We start from the raw sequence: 15,266 nt of genomic DNA on the forward strand, positions 1-15,266 counted from the left end.
GGATCGGTTAGATCGAGATCCCGAGCTGGCCGAAGGCGACCTCGCGTTCCTCGAGCAGTTCCTGGTTGGAAGCGGCGATCTTCTCCCTGGCGTAGTCGTTGAGCGAGATGCCCTCGACCACCCGCCAGTTGCCGACCGCATCGACCTTGATCGGCATCGAGGTGATGATCCCGGCCGGGGTGCCGTACTCGCCTTTCGAGATCACGCACACGCTGTGGAAGTCGCCGCGGGTCGGACGGATGAGGTCGCGCACCGTGTCGATCGCGGCATTCGCGGCCGAAGCGGCCGAGGAGGCGCCGCGGGCAGCGATGATCGCGGCTCCGCGCTTGCCGACGGTCGGCACGAAGGTGTCCTTGAGCCAGGCCTCGTCGGTGATGACGTCGGTGGCCTTGCGGCGGGCGATCTTCGCGTTGAAGAAATCGGGGAACATCGTCGGGCTGTGGTTGCCCCAGACGCAGAGTTCCGAAACCTCGCTGACCGGCACGCCGGCCTTCGCGGCGAGCTGCGACTTGGCGCGGTTCTCGTCGAGGCGGGTCATCGCGAAGAACTGCTCGTCGGGGATGTCCGGTGCGCTCTTCATCGCGATCAGGCAGTTGGTGTTGCACGGGTTGCCGACGACCAGCACGCGCACGCTCTTCTTCGCGTTGTCGTTGATGGCCCGGCCCTGGCCGACGAAGATCTTGCCGTTGATGCCCAGCAGGTCGGCACGCTCCATGCCCGCCTTGCGCGGCACCGAGCCGACCAGCAAAGCCCAGTCGGCGTCCTTGAAGCCTTCATTGAGGTCGGCGGTGGCAACGATCTCGGTGACCAGCGGGAAGGCGCAGTCATCGAGCTCCATGACGACGCCCTTGAGCGCGTCGAGCGCGGGCTCGATTTCGATCAGGTTGAGCGCGACCGGTTGGTTGGGTCCGAAGACCTCACCGGAGGCGATGCGGAAAAGAAGGGCGTAGCCGATGTTGCCGGCCGCCCCGGTAACGGCGACTCGAATGGGTGGTTTCATGATTGTGGATGGTGGGGATGTGGCCGGGGCTTCCAGCCCCGTTGCCAGGCATGGAAGGGACGAGGCGACGGGCCTGGAAGGCCCGGCCACACCCTTCTACTTGAGCTGCTTCATGATCAGGTCGGTGATCTGCTGGACGAGGGCTTCGTCGGGCTCGCCGCCGCTTGGCTCGGGACCGATCTGGCAGGAGCAGGACGAGGCCGAGGGCTGCGGGGCGGTGTTGACCGTGGTGTCACCGGCGTCGCAAAGTTCGCACTCCTTGAGTTCGTCCAGGCGGTGATCGGGCATGCCGAGCTTCTGGCGGAGCTGGATGAGTTCGCGGAGCTTGTCGGTGCCGTACTGCTTCGGCCCGCCGAGCTGCATGGTCACGGTGACCGTCTGGCAGAAGGCGTCCGTGTTCTCCATCTTCCAGTAGGCGTCCTCGACGTCCTTGCCCCAGCAGATCACGCCGTGGTTCTGCATCAGGATGGACTGGTGCTTCTTGGCGAGTGCGCCGACTTCGCGGGCATTCTCCGGAGTTCCCGGGGTCTGGTAGCTGGCCAGGCCGATCTCGCCGAGGAAGACCTCGGGCTCGGGGATGAGGCAGGCTGGAGGGGTGACGCCCGCCACGGCAAATGCCGTAGCATACACCGGGTGGGCATGGACGCAGGACTTCGCCTTCGGCTCGTTCTTCATGATGCCGAGGTGGGTGTTCACCTCGGAGGTGCGCGGGCGGGTGCCGGCGACCTGATTGCCGTCGAGATCGACCAGGCACAGGTCGTCGGGCGTCATGAAGCCCTTGGAGATGAGGGTCGGGGTGCAGAGCACGAGGTTGTCGCCGACGCGCACGGTGATGTTGCCGCCGTTGCCGTCGACATAGCCCTTGTCCCAGATGCGGCGGCCGATGTGGCAGATCCGCTCCTTGATCACCTGGATCTCGGGCGAGTAGAAGAACTTCTCGATCTCGGCGGCGGTCTTGGGATCACCACCGGGTATCCAGTGGTACTCGTAGTCGGGGAGGGCCGGCTCGTGGATGCGGGGGGTGCCGGACGGATTCGCGGCGGCGGCCGGCTTGCCGGGCTTGATCTTCTGCTGGCGCAGGAGGTCGCGGGCCATGGGGGTCAGGCGGCCGTTTGCAGCGTCGGTGAGGTCGGCGCCTTTGGCGATGAGGGCCTCGATGTCTCGTGCGGTGTAGAGTTTGCTCATGGTGGCAGGGATCAGTCGATGGGTTCGAAAACGTAGCGGTCCATCAGCGCGACGGTGATGGCGTCGAGCGGGATGGGGTGGTCGAAAGGTTGGGTGGCCTCGGTGCCCTCGACGTAGAGGACGGGTTCGCCGATGTCGGCGCCGAGCTGGTCGAGGACCACGGGCGACCATCCCGGGCCGCAGCCGTCGGGATTTTTGCCGGAAAGCTCGTCCGGGCCCATCGGACCGACCACTTTCCAGGTCGCACCCCGGAATTGGGGAGCCGCCTGGCTGAGGGTCACGGTGCCGATGACGCGTCCGGGTTTCATTTCTCGTCGATGAGTCCGAGGACCTGGTTGCGGACCGGCGAGCTGTCGTCGTGCACGGTGCCCTGCGTCCACGAGCCGTCGGTGGTGATGAAGACCCGCGAGTGACGCCCGGCACCGAGCGTGTCGATCGCCGCGATCGGCGAGCCGATCGCCCTGCCGTCTTCATCGATCGGGGTGCACAGCACGAGGCGCTGACCCTTCAGGGAAGGGTGGGCGATCGTGGCCGTGCAGTGGCCGTCAACTCGGGCGTGGATCATGGAAACTCGAAACTTTAAATCTCAATGGCTGGGGCTCCGGGTGGCGGACAGGAGTGTCCGCCCTCCCTTCAGACGATGTTGAGCTGGTCGACCAGGGTGCAGCGGCGGAAGCGGGTGAAGGTGCGCGGGGTGGTGATGCCCTCGCCGGTGGTGGTGGCGATGGAGAAGCTGATGTAGCCCTCGCCGCCCATGCCGAGGCCGGCGGTGCAGGGGCCGTTCTTGACGTAGAGGGTGGTGTCCATCTCGCGGCCCATCATGGTCAGGTGGGCGACGTTCATCGTGTGGACCATGGCCGAGTGGCGGTAGTTGTGCTCGCTGTCCTTGGCGATGCGCACCGCATCCGGGAAGCAGCCGGCGCGGACGATGGGAAGGAGCGGCATCATCTGTTCCTCGTCGACGAAGACGTCGTCCTCCTCGGTCTCGGCGATGAGCATCTCGACCTTGGGGTCGATGCTGAGGCCCGCGATCGCGGCCAGCTTGGCCGGGTCGGCACCGACGTAGGCGCGGTTGAGCACGGCGTGCGAGCATCCGCCGCCGCCGTCCTTGATGTCGAAGACCTCCTTCTTGATGGCCTCGGTCTGGGCCTTGGTGAGGATCACCGCGCCCTGGCGCTTGAGCGCGTCGAGCGTCTTCGAATAGCTGTCGCCGACGGCGATGATCTGCTTCTCACCGATGCACAGCAGGTTGTTGTCGAAACCACCGCCGAAGATGATGTCGCGGGCGACCTTGTCGAAATCGAGCGCATGGCAGTCGTCGACGACCACCGGCGGGTTGCCCGGGCCGGCGCAGATGGCGCGCTTGCCGGTCTTCATCGCGGCATCGACCACGGCGGGGCCGCCGGTGATGCAGAGCAGCGCGACCTCGTGGGCGGCGCAGAGTTCGTTGAAGGAATCGAGGGTCGGCTTCTCGACGGTGCAGATCAGGTTGCGGATGCCGGTTTCGGCGGCGATCGCCTCGTTGAACTCGTGGACCGCCAGCGCGGCGCAGGCGGCACCGCCGGGGTGGGGATTGACGACGATCGCGTTGCCGGCGGCGACCATGTTGACGATGTTGCCGGCAATGGTGGGGATCGAGTGGGTGACCGGGGTGATGGCGCCGATCACGCCCCACGGGGCGGATTCCTCCATGGTGATGCCGGCGTCGCCGCTCATCCCGGTCGGGACGAGGTATTCGGTGCCGAGCACGTTGCGGATGCCGTGCAGCTTGCCGATCTTGTGATCGAGGCGGCCGATCTTCGTTTCCTCGAACTCGATCCGGCCCCAGCGCTCCGCATTGTCGAAGCACATCGTCTTGACGATCTCGACGACCTTGGCCCGCCCGGCCCAGCCGGCCTTGAGCAACTGCTCGAAGCCACCCTGCGCGGCCCTGGCGGCCTCGGCGGCGGAATCGAACACGCCGTGACGGCCGGGTTTCGACTGCACGGCAGGTGCACTCACCGGCGCGCCGTTTGCGGACTGGATCTTGCTCAGGACTTCCGTGACCACGTCACGGATGGCGGCTTCGCTCAAGTGGGCCATGGGGATCTAACGATTAGCTGTTCTTTGCCTCGTATGTCTTGTGTCCGAGGATGTTCACGGTATCGACGATGCCGACGATGGCGGCATCGACCGGGACCGACTTCAGGCCGTCGGCCTGGCGGGCGGAACTCCCCTGGGCAAACATCACGAGTTCGCCCTCGCCGGCACCGAGGGTGTCGATGGCGACGATGGTGTTGCTGCCCGGCTTGAAGGCTGCGGGATTGTCGGGGTCGGCCAGCATCGGGCGCACCATGAGAAGCTTGCGCCCCTTCATGGTGTCGTCCTTCTTGGTCGAGACGACCGAACCGATGACTTTGCCGAGGTACATCGCCGGAGCTTACTTGGCGGTTTTCTTGGCCGCAGGCTTGCCACCGGGAACGATGGTCTCGGTGTCTTCGTGCGGACGGGCGATCACGTGGGCGCTGACGACCTCGCCGAAGCGTCCGGCGGTTTCGGCACCGCTTTCGATCGCGGCCTTCACGGCGGCGACATCGCCGGTGATGACGGCGGAAACCATCGCGCTGCCGACGCCCTTCATGGGGCCCGTCAGTTCGACGTTCGCTGCCTTGAGCATCGCGTCCGTGCCTTGAACGAGTGCGGTGAGACCCTTGGTCTCGAGGATTCCAATTGCTTGTTTGGCCATGGTGGTTGGTGGGTTGGTGATGTTGAGTTGGATGGGAATCAGTTGGCTTGGAGGAAACGTTCGACCTCGCGGGCGATGACGAGTTCCTCGTTGGCGGGAATGACGTGGACCTTCACGCGGGAATCAGCCGCGCTGATCTCGGCCTCGGTGCCGCGGCAGGCGTCGTTCTTTGCGGGGTCGATGATCACGCCGAGGTCTTCGAGGCCGGCGCAGACGCGACTGCGGAGCTGTGGCGAATTCTCGCCGATGCCGGCGGTGAAGGAGATGGCCTCGAGGCCACCCATCTTGAAAACGAAGGATCCCGCCCAGTGGCGGATGCTGTCGATGAGGTGATCGATGGCGAGAGCCGCATCGGCATTGCCGGCGGTGGCCGCCTCGCGGATGTCGCGGGCGTCGTTGCTCACGCCGGAGAGTCCGAGCAGGCCGCTCTCCTTGTTGAGCTGGCGTTCGGCCTCTTCCACATCGATGCCGAGCATCTTGCAGGCGTAGGGAACGGCCATCGAGTCGAGGTCGCCGACGCGGTTGTTCTGCGGCAGGCCGCTCTGCGGGCTGAAGCCCATGCTCGAGCCGATCGCCACCCCGTCGCGGATGCCGGTGACCGAGCTGCTGCCACCGAGGTGGCAGGAGACGAGTCGCAGCGGAGCACCGTCGAATTCGCCGGGGCCGTCGACGTAGAGCCGGCGGGCGCGCGTCGCGACGTCCTCACGACCGAGCAGTTCGGCGGTGCGTTCGGCGACGAACTTGTGGCTCGCGCCGTGGAATCCATAGCGGCGGATGCCGAGGTCGCGCCAGGCCTTGGGGATCGCGTAGTGGCTGGCAGCCGGGGCGACCCACTGGAAAAAGGCGGTTTCGAAAAGGGCCACGCGCCGGGCTTTCGGCAGGCGGCGTTCGAAACAGCGGATGCCTTCGGCGTAGGCGGGGTTGTGGGCGGGCGCGACCTCCTTGAAGCCGTCGAGGGCCTCAAGGACGCGCGCATCCGCTTCCACACAACCGCTCAGGTCCTTGCCGAGGACCGTCTTGAAGCCGACCGCGTCGAGATCCTCGTCGTTGACGAGGTGCCCGTCGTCGGCCAGGCGCCCGAGCATCTCCTCGATGCAAGGGGTGTATTCCGTCACCCGTTCGAAGCCGCCCTCGGCCAGCAAGGCCTCGCCGGCACCGCCCATGTCAAACAGGCGGTACTTGAACGAAGTCGAGCCAAGGTTGGCGACGAGGATCTTCATCAGGTGGCGGAGATTTTGGGAAAAGAGGCGGACTGAAGTCCGCGCTCCAATCCTCAGCCGATCCAGCTGCCGAGCTTGCTCAGGTCGTCGTGCGGACGGGGGATGACCTGGACGGCGATCACTTCACCGATCTGGCCGGCGGCGTCGGCACCGGCTTCGACCGCGGCCTTCACGGCGGCGACGTTGCCGGCGAAGAAGGCGGTCACCATGCCGCTTCCGATTTTCTCCCAGCCGGTCATCGTGACGTCGGCGGACTTCAGTGCGGCGTCGCACGCTTCCATCAGCGCGACGAAGCCTTTGCACTCGATCATTCCAATTGCTTCTTTAGCCATGATATCTTGGTGGTTGTTGTTAGGCCTCGAAAAACTTCAACAGGTCGTCGTGGGGACGAGCCATGACATGGGAGGCGACGAGTTCACCGACGCGGTCGGCGGCTTCGGCTCCGGCTTCAACGGCGGCCTTCACGCTGCCGACGTCGCCCTTGACCAGCACGGTCAGGTAGGCGCCGCCGATGGAGACCTGCTTGACGAGGCTGACCGATGCGGCCTTGGCCATCGCGTCGGCGGCCTCGATCGAGCCGGTCAGGCCCCGGGTTTCAACTAATCCTATGGATTCGCTCATGTGTTTGGTGGTTTGGTGGTGTGGAGTTTACTTGATGAGTTCGCAGGGGGTGTCCGGTCCGAGACCGCAGGCGTTGGCCTCGTCGGTGTCGATGTGGACCTCGAGTTTGAAGGAGGGATCCACGCGGACGAAAATCCTGTCGAAGGTGACGCCGACCTCGCCGCCGACGCGGAGCTTCATGAAGGACTTGTTCTCGACTCCGTAGAACTGGGCGTCCTCCGGGGCCATGTGGACGTGCGGCGCGGCGCGGATGACGCCGTTCGGCATTTCGAGGAAGCCGGCCGGGCCCATGAGCATGCAGCCCGGGGTGCCCTCGATGTCGCCGGAGTTGCGGACGGGAATCTTGAAGCCGAGCGAAATGGCATCGGTCGAGGCGAGCTCGACCTGGTTGAGGTTCCGGCAGGGGCCGAGAATGCGGAGGTTGGAGATCACCCGGCTGCGCGGGCCGATCAGGGTGACGGCTTCCTCCGCCGCGAACTGGTCTTTCTGATAGAGCCACTTCTTCGGCGTGAGCGTGTGGCCCTTGCCGAAGAGCGTCTCGACGGCCTCCGGCGTGAGGTGGCAATGGCGGGCGCTGGAATTGACGATCAGCGGGTTGGGGCCCTCGGCGGCGAATCTTCCGCCGGAATGGCGGCGCAGGCTGTCGCGCACCAGCGATTCGACCTGGGCCCGGGAGAGGCTGGAAAGTGGGTTTGCCATGGGGAAATCTGCGATTCCGAGGGAGAAAATGGGAAAACCAAAGAAAAATACAACATAAATCTGGAAAATATCCAAAAAAACCACAAAATCGGGCAAGCGATGCTGGCGAACGAGCGACAAACCCAAATTCTGGCCCTGATCGACGAGCGCGGTTCGGTGCGGACGGTGGATCTGGCGGCGGAGTTCGACGTCACGGACGAGACGATCCGTCGCGACTTGCAGGTCCTCAGCGAAGCCCGCCAGGTCTCCCGCATTCATGGTGGGGCGACCAGCCTGAGTGGACGGCCGAAGCTCCGCAGCTTCACCGAGCGCCGGATCCGCCAGGTCGAATCGAAGCAGGCGATCGCCCGCGCCGCGCTGGAGCGGATCGAGCCCGGGCGGACCTACGCTTTCGACAGCAGCACCACGGCCTTCGAGCTGGTGGACCTGCTGCCGGATCTTCCTTTCCGGGTGGTGACGAATGCTTACGCGGTGCTCGACCGCCTGGTCGGAACCGAGAACATCGAGCTGGTTTCCACCGGTGGGCGTTATCACCTCAAGACCCAGACCTTCGTCGGAGCGGACAGCTTCGTGACGCTCAAGCGCCACAATGTGCAGACCGCCTTCGTCTCCAGCATCGGCCTCGATTTGAAGAGAGGTGCCAGCGAGGGATTCGAGGAGCAGGTCGCCTTCAAGGAGCGGCTGGTGCGCTATGCGGAGGAAGTCGTGCTGCTGGTCGACTCGACCAAGCTGGGCGAGCGCTCGGAGTATTTCTTTGCCGACATCGAGGCCTTCCGCACGGTGATCACGGACTCCGGTGCGGAGGCGGCCTTCGTCAAGAGCCTGCGTGAGCGCGGGGTCGAGGTGGTGGTGGCGAAGTGATGGAGCGCCGGTGGATGCCCCGTCCCGCATCCGATGCGGGGAAGGGATATGCCTTGAGGTGCTTGCCGGTGGCCGGGTCGTGCGGGAGGGTGGGTGAGCAGGCGATGCCAAGCTGGTCACCGATGCCCCAAGCATCCGCATGATACGGGATATTTGAATGTCAGGGTTCGGAATTGCGATTGAGCGGCATGAAGGCACCATGCCGGAAAAACCATGAGAGTGACATGTTCGGGCGGATGGAAGACCGCCCTCATCCTGACAGTTTTCATCGCCTCGCAGGGGGTTCACGCGGCTCCCTATGACGGTGAGGCATTCACCTACCGGCAGCCGGATGGCGAGGCTTTCCAGGTGCGCCTGTATGGTGACGAGTTCTTTGCCTACCAGCAGACCGATGACGGCCATCTGGTGATCCGTGATCCGGAGAGCGGATTCTTCTGCTACGCCGAGGTGACACCCGACGGCACCCGGCTTGTGTCCACCGGGGTGAGGGTGGGGGCCAACAAACCTCCGGGGCTTCAGCCCGGTCAGCGGCTGGCGGCGGGAAAGGCGATGAGCCTCAGTCTGGAAAACCGCAACCTGCTCCGTGTGGATGCCAAGGGAAGGCCCAACCCCGGGAAGAAGTTGATCGAGAAGGCGGACGGGAAAATCCTCAGCGTCGCCGCGGAGGGCGGAGATCCGGCCCCCGCACCGGGCGGGGGGGAGCCTCCCGTGGCTCCGGCGCCGCCGTCGTCCCCGACGATCGACCAGCGCGTGGGGCTGGTGCTGCTGGCGTCCTTTCCCGACCGACCGGGCGACGTCACCAAGACCGTTGCGGAGATCGACGATTACTGCAACGCCGAGACCTACACGGTCAACGGCAACGCCACCTCGATCTACGGCTACTTCAAGATCCAGTCCAACGGCAAGCTGCTGTACAAGAACACGGTGACCGCCTGGTTCACGGCGGCCAACAACCGGGACTACTACACCGACAACACGCAGAGCTACGGCAGCCGGGCGAGGGACCTGATCCGGGAGGGCCTCGCCGTGCTGAAGGCCCAAGGCTTTGATTTCACCCAATGCGACGGCAACGGCGACGGCCGCCTGGATGGCGTGAACATCTTCTATGCCGGCAGCCGGGTCAACGCCTGGTCGGAAGGCCTCTGGCCCCACCAGTCCAGCTCGTCATGGACGGGGCTCAGCGGCACCGGACTGAGTTCGACCAGTTATGACTACCAGATCACCGACATGCCCGCGAGCCTGACCATCGGCACGTTCTGCCACGAGAACGGGCACATGATCTGCGATTTTCCCGATCTCTATGCCTACGACAACAATGCGGCGAACATGGGATCGTTCACGCTGATGGCGAGCAGCGGCTCGACCCACCCGCGTCATGTCGATCCCTACCTGAAGATCCATGCGGGGTGGGCCGATGTGGTCGATCTCAACAGTTCGAGCCACCTGCAAGGGGCGGTCCAGCAGGACCGCAACTTCTTCTACCGTTATCGGAATCCCGCCCGTTCGCAGGAGTATTTCCTGTTCGAAGTACGGGGCAACGACGGCTACGAGGGACCCTGGGGCGGGGCGGGTTCCACCAACCCGGCCGACGGACTGGTGATCTATCATGCGCTGGAAACGGGCAGCAACACCTACTCCTCGATCAACACCGGAGACAGCCCCCTCGACTATTCCACGCCCTTTGAGCTGCTGGTGGTGGAGGCGACTCCCAAGGCGGACATCCCCTGGTACAGCAATCCCACTCCGGGATCCGACGATGCCTTCAAGTCGTCGGGCGTGAACAGCATTTCCGACGGCACGACGCCGGGGCTGAGATTCTGGGCTTCGGATGGCCGCACGGTGGCCTCGGGTGCGGACATTCACTCCATCAGCGGACCGGGGCCCACCATGACCTTTGTTGCCGGCTCGGGTGGGCTGCCCACGACACCGGTGACGGGTGTCACGATCGCCCAACTGAACCCGAGGGTCGATTTCGGCGGGAACGCCGCGAGTGGGAGCTTCGCGGTATTCAACAAGGCGGGCGGAACGCTGAGCTACAGCGTGTCGGACAATGCCGGGTGGTTGTCTTGTTCACCGGCCGGCGGCACGGCCACCACCGAGGCGGATGTGATCGCCGTGACCTACAGCACCTCCGGGCTCGCTGCCGGCACGCACAACGCCAGCATCACGGTGGATGGTGGCAGCGCGGGCAGCGCGATCATCCCGGTCACGCTCACCGTGGACAGCCAGGCGGCGCTGGCGGCCAGCCCCGGATCTTTCTCGCTTGCCGGAATCTCGGGAGCGACCGGACCCACCGACCGGTTCAATCTCAGCAACACGGGAGGTGGCACGGCCGCCTACACGCTCTCCAAGACCCAGTCATGGCTGGCGCTCGATCGCACCAGTGGCACGGTCGCCACCGAGCAGGATCTGGTCACGATCTCGCTGGATGCGACGGGCCTGGCGCCCGGCACCTACAACGACACCATCACCATCACTTCGGCCTCCGCCAGCAATTCGCCACTGAGCATTCCGGTTTCCTTCACCGTGGACGATGTCGACATGGTCCTTACCGCGCCGAACGGCGGGGAGACCTGGTTCGTGGACGGCACTCATGAAATCACCTGGGCCTCGACCCTGGGCGGAAACGTCAGGATCGAGCTGCTCAAGGGAGGCTCGCTGGATTCCACGATCGCGGTCAGCACGGTCAACGACGGTTCCCACACCTGGATGGTTCCCGGAGCACAGGCCCTTGGCTCCGACTACAGGATCCGCGTCACCAGCGTGGAGAGTCCGACCAAGAGCGACGAGAGTTTCGGCGATTTCACGATCGCCCAGGACCTGATCGCGCTGGCTGTCGACACGACGGGCCTGACGTGGTCAAGCGGCGGCGATGCCCCGTGGTTCCGGCAGACCACGACGACCCAAGACGGCGTGGATGCGGCCCAGAGCGGACTCATCACCCACAGCCAGACTTCGTCGATGGAAACCACCCTGAGCCAGGAGGGAACGTTGAGTTTCTGGTGGAAGGTGTCTTCGGAGTCCAGCTACGATTACCTGAGGTTCTACCTCAACGACGTCGAGCAGGGCGGCTCATTGGCCAGAATATCGGGCAACGTCGACTGGGTGCAGAAAACGGTGACCATTCCCGCGGGCATCAACACGGTCAAATGGGCCTACACCAAGGATGGCAGCGTCGACCGCAACTCCGACGCGGGCTGGGTCGATCAGGTGGTCTTCACGCCGGCCGTGGCCACCTACACCGTGAGCTACGACGGCAACGGCAACACCGGCGGGGGTGTTCCCTCCGACCAGACGAAGACCGCGGGGATCGACCTCACGCTTGCCACGAATGTCGGCAACCTCGTCAAGACGGGCTTCGCCTTCGAGGGATGGAACACCAACGCCGCGGGCACCGGTACCGACTACGCGGCGGGTGGCACCTATGCCACCGATGCCGACGTCACCCTCTACGCCAAGTGGACCGCCGTGCCGACCTACACCGTGACCTTCGATGGCAACGGCAACACCGGGGGCAGCGTGCCCTCCAGCCAGGTCAAGACCCAGGGAGTGCCGCTCACGCTTTCCGGCAACACCGGCAACCTGACCCGGACCGGCTTCGGCTTCTCCGGCTGGAATACCCAGTCCGACGGCAACGGCACCGGCTACGCGGCCGGCGGCAGCTTCAACATCGATGCGAACACGACCCTCTACGCGGCGTGGAACGCCTCTCCGGCTGTCCATGCGGGAGCGGACCGTGTCGTCTATCTTTCCGAAGACCTGCCCTGGACCCCGGAGGAAACCACCACCGCCCTGTGGCTCGATGCCAGTGACACGACGAAGATCACCCTCAACGGTTCGACCGTTTCGGAGTGGCGCGACAAGAGCGGCAACAGCCGTCACGCCTCCCAGGCCACCGCCTCGTCCCAGCCCGCCTTCACCGCGGGCGGCCTCAACTCCATGAGCGTGCTGACCTTTGACGGCGCCACCGACTTCCTGAATGTCGACCTCGACTTCCTGGCGGGCACCTCCCACTCGACCTTCATCGTCACCAAAGCGACGAACTACACCGACATCTACGGCGCGGCCAATGCCAGCCAGGGCGCGAACAGCCTGCATGTCGGCTTCAGGAGCAACACCAGCTACCGGATGAACTACTGGAGCAACGACTGGTATGGCGCCATCAGCCCGGAGTTCGTGCACAACGAGGCCAACCTGCTCAACTACGTCTGGCTGCCCTCCACGCGTAAGGAAATCTTCGCCAACGCCACCTCGCAGGGGAGTTCCACCAATGCCGGCAACATCGGCACCATGAGCGGCGGAGGACGGATCGGACAGGTGGTCAATCACGGCTACTACGGCGGTGACATCGCCGAGGTGATCATGTGCACCGGCACGGTCGGCACCGAGGACAAGCAGCGCTTCGAGGGCTACCTCGCCCACAAGTGGGGCCTCACCGGCAAGCTGCCGGCCGCCCATCCCTACAAGAGCGCCGTGCCCGGGGGCTCCGGCATGAGCGCGGTGGCGGATCTCTCCGATGCCACGGTCGCCGACCCCGAGGGCGACGGCTTCACGACCACCTGGAGTCTGGTCAGCGGCCCGGCGGGCGTGACCTTTGCGGACCCGGGCGCCCTGCACACCACTGCGACCTTCACCGCCGCGGGTACCTACATTCTGCGCCTCACGGTGGATGACGGCAATGGCCCGGCCTTCGACGAGGTCACCATCGTGGTGAACCCGCCGACCGCCTTCATGGGCTGGGCCGCCGCTTATGGCGTTACGGCCGATCAGCAGGGCAACACCGACGGCGACACCCTCACCGAGTTGCTCGAATTTGCCTTCGGCACCGATCCCACCCTCAGCGATGCCGGTCCGGTCGGCTGGGGCGGCGGGGCGAGCGACGCCGTTCCGGGCACTCCGCGGGTCGTCACCCCCACCTTTTCCAGCGGTGGCGGGGTCAACTTCACCGCCCGCTTCATGCGGCGCAAGGATCGGGACACCTCCGGCAGCGTCCACTACGCCTGGCGCTTCAGCTCCAACCTCACCGACTGGGAATCCAGCGACGACAGCCCGCCCTGGCTGACCCCGCCGCAGGTCCTCGCCGAGGATCCGAGCGGCGACTATCAGCTGGTCGAGATCGTCTATCCCTTCTGGCTCTCCACCTATCGGAAGGCGCGCTTCTTCCAGGTCGAAGTCACCCCGGTTCCCTGACCACGCGTCCCGTCGGAGACGGGCGCGGCGTTGGGCGGAGCGCCGGTTGTGAAACCGGCATCGTCTGCTCTCCTGCCATCGCGTTCCCCATCGTTGACCTCGGCGACCGCGGGAGGCACGACGGTCCGCTGCCTCCACGAGCCTCGCCCAACACAACAATACCACACCGATCGCCGCCGGCCTGCTCGAGCGGGAGTATTGAGCAGTGGCGGCCTGTGGCCGCCGGAAGCACCCGGCCGGATGGCGGCAGACCCGCATCCGCGACCTGGAGGTCGCCCGGCCCTGTCATGGGGCCTGGAAAGCGCCACTCCCCCGCTTGCCAAAGCCGCGCGTCCCGGGCATAGGCCGCGGTGTCGAAATCCTCATGACCCTGCCCGGCCCCGGCGTCCTCGCCGTCCACCCCTCCGCCCTCGCGGCGAATCCGTGCCTGGCCTGCGGGGCATGCTGCGCGTTCTTCCGGGTGTCGTTCCACTGGATGGAGACCGATGCCGGCGGCGGAACCGTGCCGACAGGGCTGGCCGAGCCGGTCGACCTCCACCGCGTCGCGATGCGCGGCACCACCTGCTCTCCGGTGCGCTGCAACGCGCTCGAGGGCGAAGTCGGAACGTCGGTCCGCTGCACGATCCACCCGCTGCGCCCGTCGGTCTGCCGCGCCTTCCAGCCAGCCTGGGAAAACGGCGAGCCGAACCCCGACTGCGACCGCGCCCGGGCCCAATTCGGGCTGCCGCCGCTCGCGCCCGGCTGGCACCAGCCGGACGACGATTCGCCGCCCGAGGCTCCCGCGCCGGACCGCCGCGCGGCGTGAACGGTAGGGGATGAACCGAGAACATCGGGAGGCGGGTCTTTCTTTGGCCGTGTGGGAGGCTGCGGCAAGAGCCTGCGCGAACGCGGCGTCGGGGTGGCGGCTTTCAGGGCAGGCCGAGGTGGTCGATGTAGTGGTCTTCGAAGCTGCTGCATTGATTGAGCTCGATGCACTCGCAATGGCCAAGGAGAGGGGCGAGGGGTTGGGAGCTGCCGTGCAGCAGGAGAAGCATGCACCCCCCAGCGAGGTGTTTCCGAGGGTCTGAAGACGGTCGGCCGGGACCGCGGGGATGAGGCCGGTGCTGGTGGCCGCCTCCTTGCCAAGGTGGAAGCCGAAGCCGCCGGCGATGGTCAGGTGGTCGAGGGCGTCGGCGGTGATGCCGGCCTGCTCAAGCAGCGTCGCGACGCCGCCGGCAATGGCGGCCTTGGCCTGCAGCAGTTCGGCGACGTCACCTTCGGTGACGAAGGCATCCCGCCGGATCTCGACGACCCACTCCGGGGCGTCGTCGACGACCCGCGACTACAGAATGCCTGGCATCTGGATTGGGGTCCGGAGGGTCTTCGATTCTACTGGAATTGCAGTAGTCAACGCCGCATTTCACGAACCGACCCTATTCATATTCAGGAAGCCGAAGGAAAGAAGCGGGCCGTTCCGCCCTAAACTACAATGAGCACCGTAGCAACAACCCTGAAAGTTAACGCGCGAGGACCCCCTTCGAGACCCCTTCGACCGCCGGGAGTCAATGCTTGTGCTTGAAAGACGGGACCCGAATGGCACGGGATTAAGCCACTTTTCGGTAGGATGAGCGATGCGGGATCTCGACGAACTCATGGCGCGGAGCGGTGAGCATCGGGAAAGGTTTCGGTCTTCGTTTGACGGCTCTTGGTTCGTGTCGGAAGGGCCTTTGGTCGAGAGTCCGGGTCGCTACCATCTCGACGAGGAAACCCATCTGTGCAGCCTTCT

Annotated in this window: 15 protein-coding genes and 1 pseudogene; 3 read left to right on the top strand and 13 right to left on the bottom strand. The window is 65.4% G+C overall.

Features of this window, described 5'->3' with window-relative positions:
- Nucleotides 1–7: 7 nt before the first annotated feature.
- The 11 genes from ACG2LG_RS12470 to pduL all read right to left on the bottom strand — a co-directional run bounded on the left by ACG2LG_RS12470 (nucleotide 8) and on the right by pduL (nucleotide 7,450).
- Nucleotides 8–1,000 (bottom strand): malate dehydrogenase, encoded by a 993-nt coding sequence (locus ACG2LG_RS12470; RefSeq protein WP_396259446.1) that lies wholly within the window; start codon nucleotides 998–1,000, stop codon nucleotides 8–10.
- 96 nt (nucleotides 1,001–1,096) lie between these two features.
- Nucleotides 1,097–2,185 carry a class II aldolase/adducin family protein gene (locus ACG2LG_RS12475; RefSeq protein ID WP_396259448.1) on the bottom strand — a complete coding sequence of 363 codons (1,089 nt, stop codon included), beginning with the start codon at nucleotides 2,183–2,185 and terminating at the stop codon, nucleotides 1,097–1,099.
- An 11-nt stretch (nucleotides 2,186–2,196) separates the two neighbouring features.
- Complete coding sequence (locus tag ACG2LG_RS12480) at nucleotides 2,197–2,493, bottom strand: EutN/CcmL family microcompartment protein (RefSeq protein ID WP_396259450.1); 297 nt, start codon at nucleotides 2,491–2,493, stop codon at nucleotides 2,197–2,199.
- Complete coding sequence (locus ACG2LG_RS12485) at nucleotides 2,490–2,750, bottom strand: EutN/CcmL family microcompartment protein (RefSeq protein ID WP_396259451.1); 261 nt, start codon at nucleotides 2,748–2,750, stop codon at nucleotides 2,490–2,492. The genes ACG2LG_RS12480 and ACG2LG_RS12485 overlap by 4 nt, the downstream gene beginning before the upstream one ends.
- A 68-nt stretch (nucleotides 2,751–2,818) precedes the next feature.
- Nucleotides 2,819–4,267 (bottom strand): aldehyde dehydrogenase, encoded by a 1,449-nt coding sequence (locus tag ACG2LG_RS12490; RefSeq protein WP_396259453.1) that lies wholly within the window; start codon nucleotides 4,265–4,267, stop codon nucleotides 2,819–2,821.
- Between the two features lie 13 nt (nucleotides 4,268–4,280).
- Nucleotides 4,281–4,595, bottom strand: coding sequence for a EutN/CcmL family microcompartment protein (locus tag ACG2LG_RS12495; RefSeq protein WP_396259454.1), 315 nt, complete (start codon nucleotides 4,593–4,595; stop codon nucleotides 4,281–4,283).
- A gap of 9 nt (nucleotides 4,596–4,604) precedes the next feature.
- Nucleotides 4,605–4,910, bottom strand: coding sequence for a BMC domain-containing protein (locus ACG2LG_RS12500; protein ID WP_396259456.1), 306 nt, complete (start codon nucleotides 4,908–4,910; stop codon nucleotides 4,605–4,607).
- Between the two features lie 38 nt (nucleotides 4,911–4,948).
- Nucleotides 4,949–6,130, bottom strand: coding sequence for an acetate/propionate family kinase (locus ACG2LG_RS12505; protein ID WP_396259458.1), 1,182 nt, complete (start codon nucleotides 6,128–6,130; stop codon nucleotides 4,949–4,951).
- Nucleotides 6,131–6,183: 53 nt separating this feature from the next.
- The gene (locus ACG2LG_RS12510; RefSeq protein WP_396259460.1) at nucleotides 6,184–6,462 is read right to left on the bottom strand and encodes a BMC domain-containing protein; all 279 of its coding nucleotides are present in this window, start codon (nucleotides 6,460–6,462) and stop codon (nucleotides 6,184–6,186) included.
- Between the two features lie 19 nt (nucleotides 6,463–6,481).
- A complete protein-coding gene (locus ACG2LG_RS12515) occupies nucleotides 6,482–6,751 on the bottom strand; it encodes a BMC domain-containing protein (protein ID WP_396259462.1) in 270 nt (89 codons plus the stop codon).
- A gap of 27 nt (nucleotides 6,752–6,778) precedes the next feature.
- Nucleotides 6,779–7,450, bottom strand: a complete 672-nt coding sequence (gene pduL / locus ACG2LG_RS12520; RefSeq protein ID WP_396259464.1) for a phosphate propanoyltransferase — start codon at nucleotides 7,448–7,450, stop codon at nucleotides 6,779–6,781.
- Between the two features lie 99 nt (nucleotides 7,451–7,549).
- Between pduL and ACG2LG_RS12525 the strand changes: the two genes are divergently transcribed.
- The 3 genes from ACG2LG_RS12525 to ACG2LG_RS12535 all read left to right on the top strand — a co-directional run bounded on the left by ACG2LG_RS12525 (nucleotide 7,550) and on the right by ACG2LG_RS12535 (nucleotide 14,306).
- Nucleotides 7,550–8,311: a DeoR/GlpR family DNA-binding transcription regulator gene (locus ACG2LG_RS12525; protein ID WP_396259466.1), complete on the top strand. Its 762-nt coding sequence runs from the start codon at nucleotides 7,550–7,552 to the stop codon at nucleotides 8,309–8,311.
- A 213-nt stretch (nucleotides 8,312–8,524) separates the two neighbouring features.
- Entirely contained in the window at nucleotides 8,525–13,501 is a 4,977-nt protein-coding gene (locus tag ACG2LG_RS12530; protein ID WP_396259468.1) for a M6 family metalloprotease domain-containing protein, read from the top strand.
- 364 nt (nucleotides 13,502–13,865) lie between these two features.
- Entirely contained in the window at nucleotides 13,866–14,306 is a 441-nt protein-coding gene (locus ACG2LG_RS12535; protein WP_396259469.1) for a YkgJ family cysteine cluster protein, read from the top strand.
- A gap of 103 nt (nucleotides 14,307–14,409) precedes the next feature.
- Here the strand turns inward: ACG2LG_RS12535 and ACG2LG_RS12540 are convergent, their stop codons facing one another.
- Nucleotides 14,410–14,535 (bottom strand): hypothetical protein, encoded by a 126-nt coding sequence (locus tag ACG2LG_RS12540; RefSeq protein WP_396259470.1) that lies wholly within the window; start codon nucleotides 14,533–14,535, stop codon nucleotides 14,410–14,412.
- Nucleotides 14,536–14,582: 47 nt separating this feature from the next.
- Nucleotides 14,583–14,783: pseudogene (locus ACG2LG_RS12545) on the bottom strand (ASKHA domain-containing protein); the annotation flags it as partial.
- Between the last annotated feature and the right edge of the window lie 483 nt (nucleotides 14,784–15,266).

Source organism: Haloferula sp. A504 (genome assembly GCF_044385805.1).
Classification (GTDB): domain Bacteria; phylum Verrucomicrobiota; class Verrucomicrobiia; order Verrucomicrobiales; family Akkermansiaceae; genus Haloferula.

Coding starts and splice junctions, on each gene's coding strand:
- pduL (WP_396259464.1), bottom strand. CDS start 7,450: ATGGCAAACCCACTTTCCAGCCTCTCCCGGGCCCAGGTCGAATCGCTG.
- ACG2LG_RS12515 (WP_396259462.1), bottom strand. CDS start 6,751: ATGAGCGAATCCATAGGATTAGTTGAAACCCGGGGCCTGACCGGCTCG.
- ACG2LG_RS12475 (WP_396259448.1), bottom strand. CDS start 2,185: ATGAGCAAACTCTACACCGCACGAGACATCGAGGCCCTCATCGCCAAA.
- ACG2LG_RS12500 (WP_396259456.1), bottom strand. CDS start 4,910: ATGGCCAAACAAGCAATTGGAATCCTCGAGACCAAGGGTCTCACCGCA.
- ACG2LG_RS12490 (WP_396259453.1), bottom strand. CDS start 4,267: ATGGCCCACTTGAGCGAAGCCGCCATCCGTGACGTGGTCACGGAAGTC.
- ACG2LG_RS12480 (WP_396259450.1), bottom strand. CDS start 2,493: ATGAAACCCGGACGCGTCATCGGCACCGTGACCCTCAGCCAGGCGGCT.
- ACG2LG_RS12470 (WP_396259446.1), bottom strand. CDS start 1,000: ATGAAACCACCCATTCGAGTCGCCGTTACCGGGGCGGCCGGCAACATC.
- ACG2LG_RS12510 (WP_396259460.1), bottom strand. CDS start 6,462: ATGGCTAAAGAAGCAATTGGAATGATCGAGTGCAAAGGCTTCGTCGCG.
- ACG2LG_RS12525 (WP_396259466.1), top strand. CDS start 7,550: ATGCTGGCGAACGAGCGACAAACCCAAATTCTGGCCCTGATCGACGAG.
- ACG2LG_RS12485 (WP_396259451.1), bottom strand. CDS start 2,750: ATGATCCACGCCCGAGTTGACGGCCACTGCACGGCCACGATCGCCCAC.
- ACG2LG_RS12495 (WP_396259454.1), bottom strand. CDS start 4,595: ATGTACCTCGGCAAAGTCATCGGTTCGGTCGTCTCGACCAAGAAGGAC.
- ACG2LG_RS12540 (WP_396259470.1), bottom strand. CDS start 14,535: ATGCTTCTCCTGCTGCACGGCAGCTCCCAACCCCTCGCCCCTCTCCTT.
- ACG2LG_RS12535 (WP_396259469.1), top strand. CDS start 13,866: ATGACCCTGCCCGGCCCCGGCGTCCTCGCCGTCCACCCCTCCGCCCTC.
- ACG2LG_RS12530 (WP_396259468.1), top strand. CDS start 8,525: ATGAGAGTGACATGTTCGGGCGGATGGAAGACCGCCCTCATCCTGACA.
- ACG2LG_RS12505 (WP_396259458.1), bottom strand. CDS start 6,130: ATGAAGATCCTCGTCGCCAACCTTGGCTCGACTTCGTTCAAGTACCGC.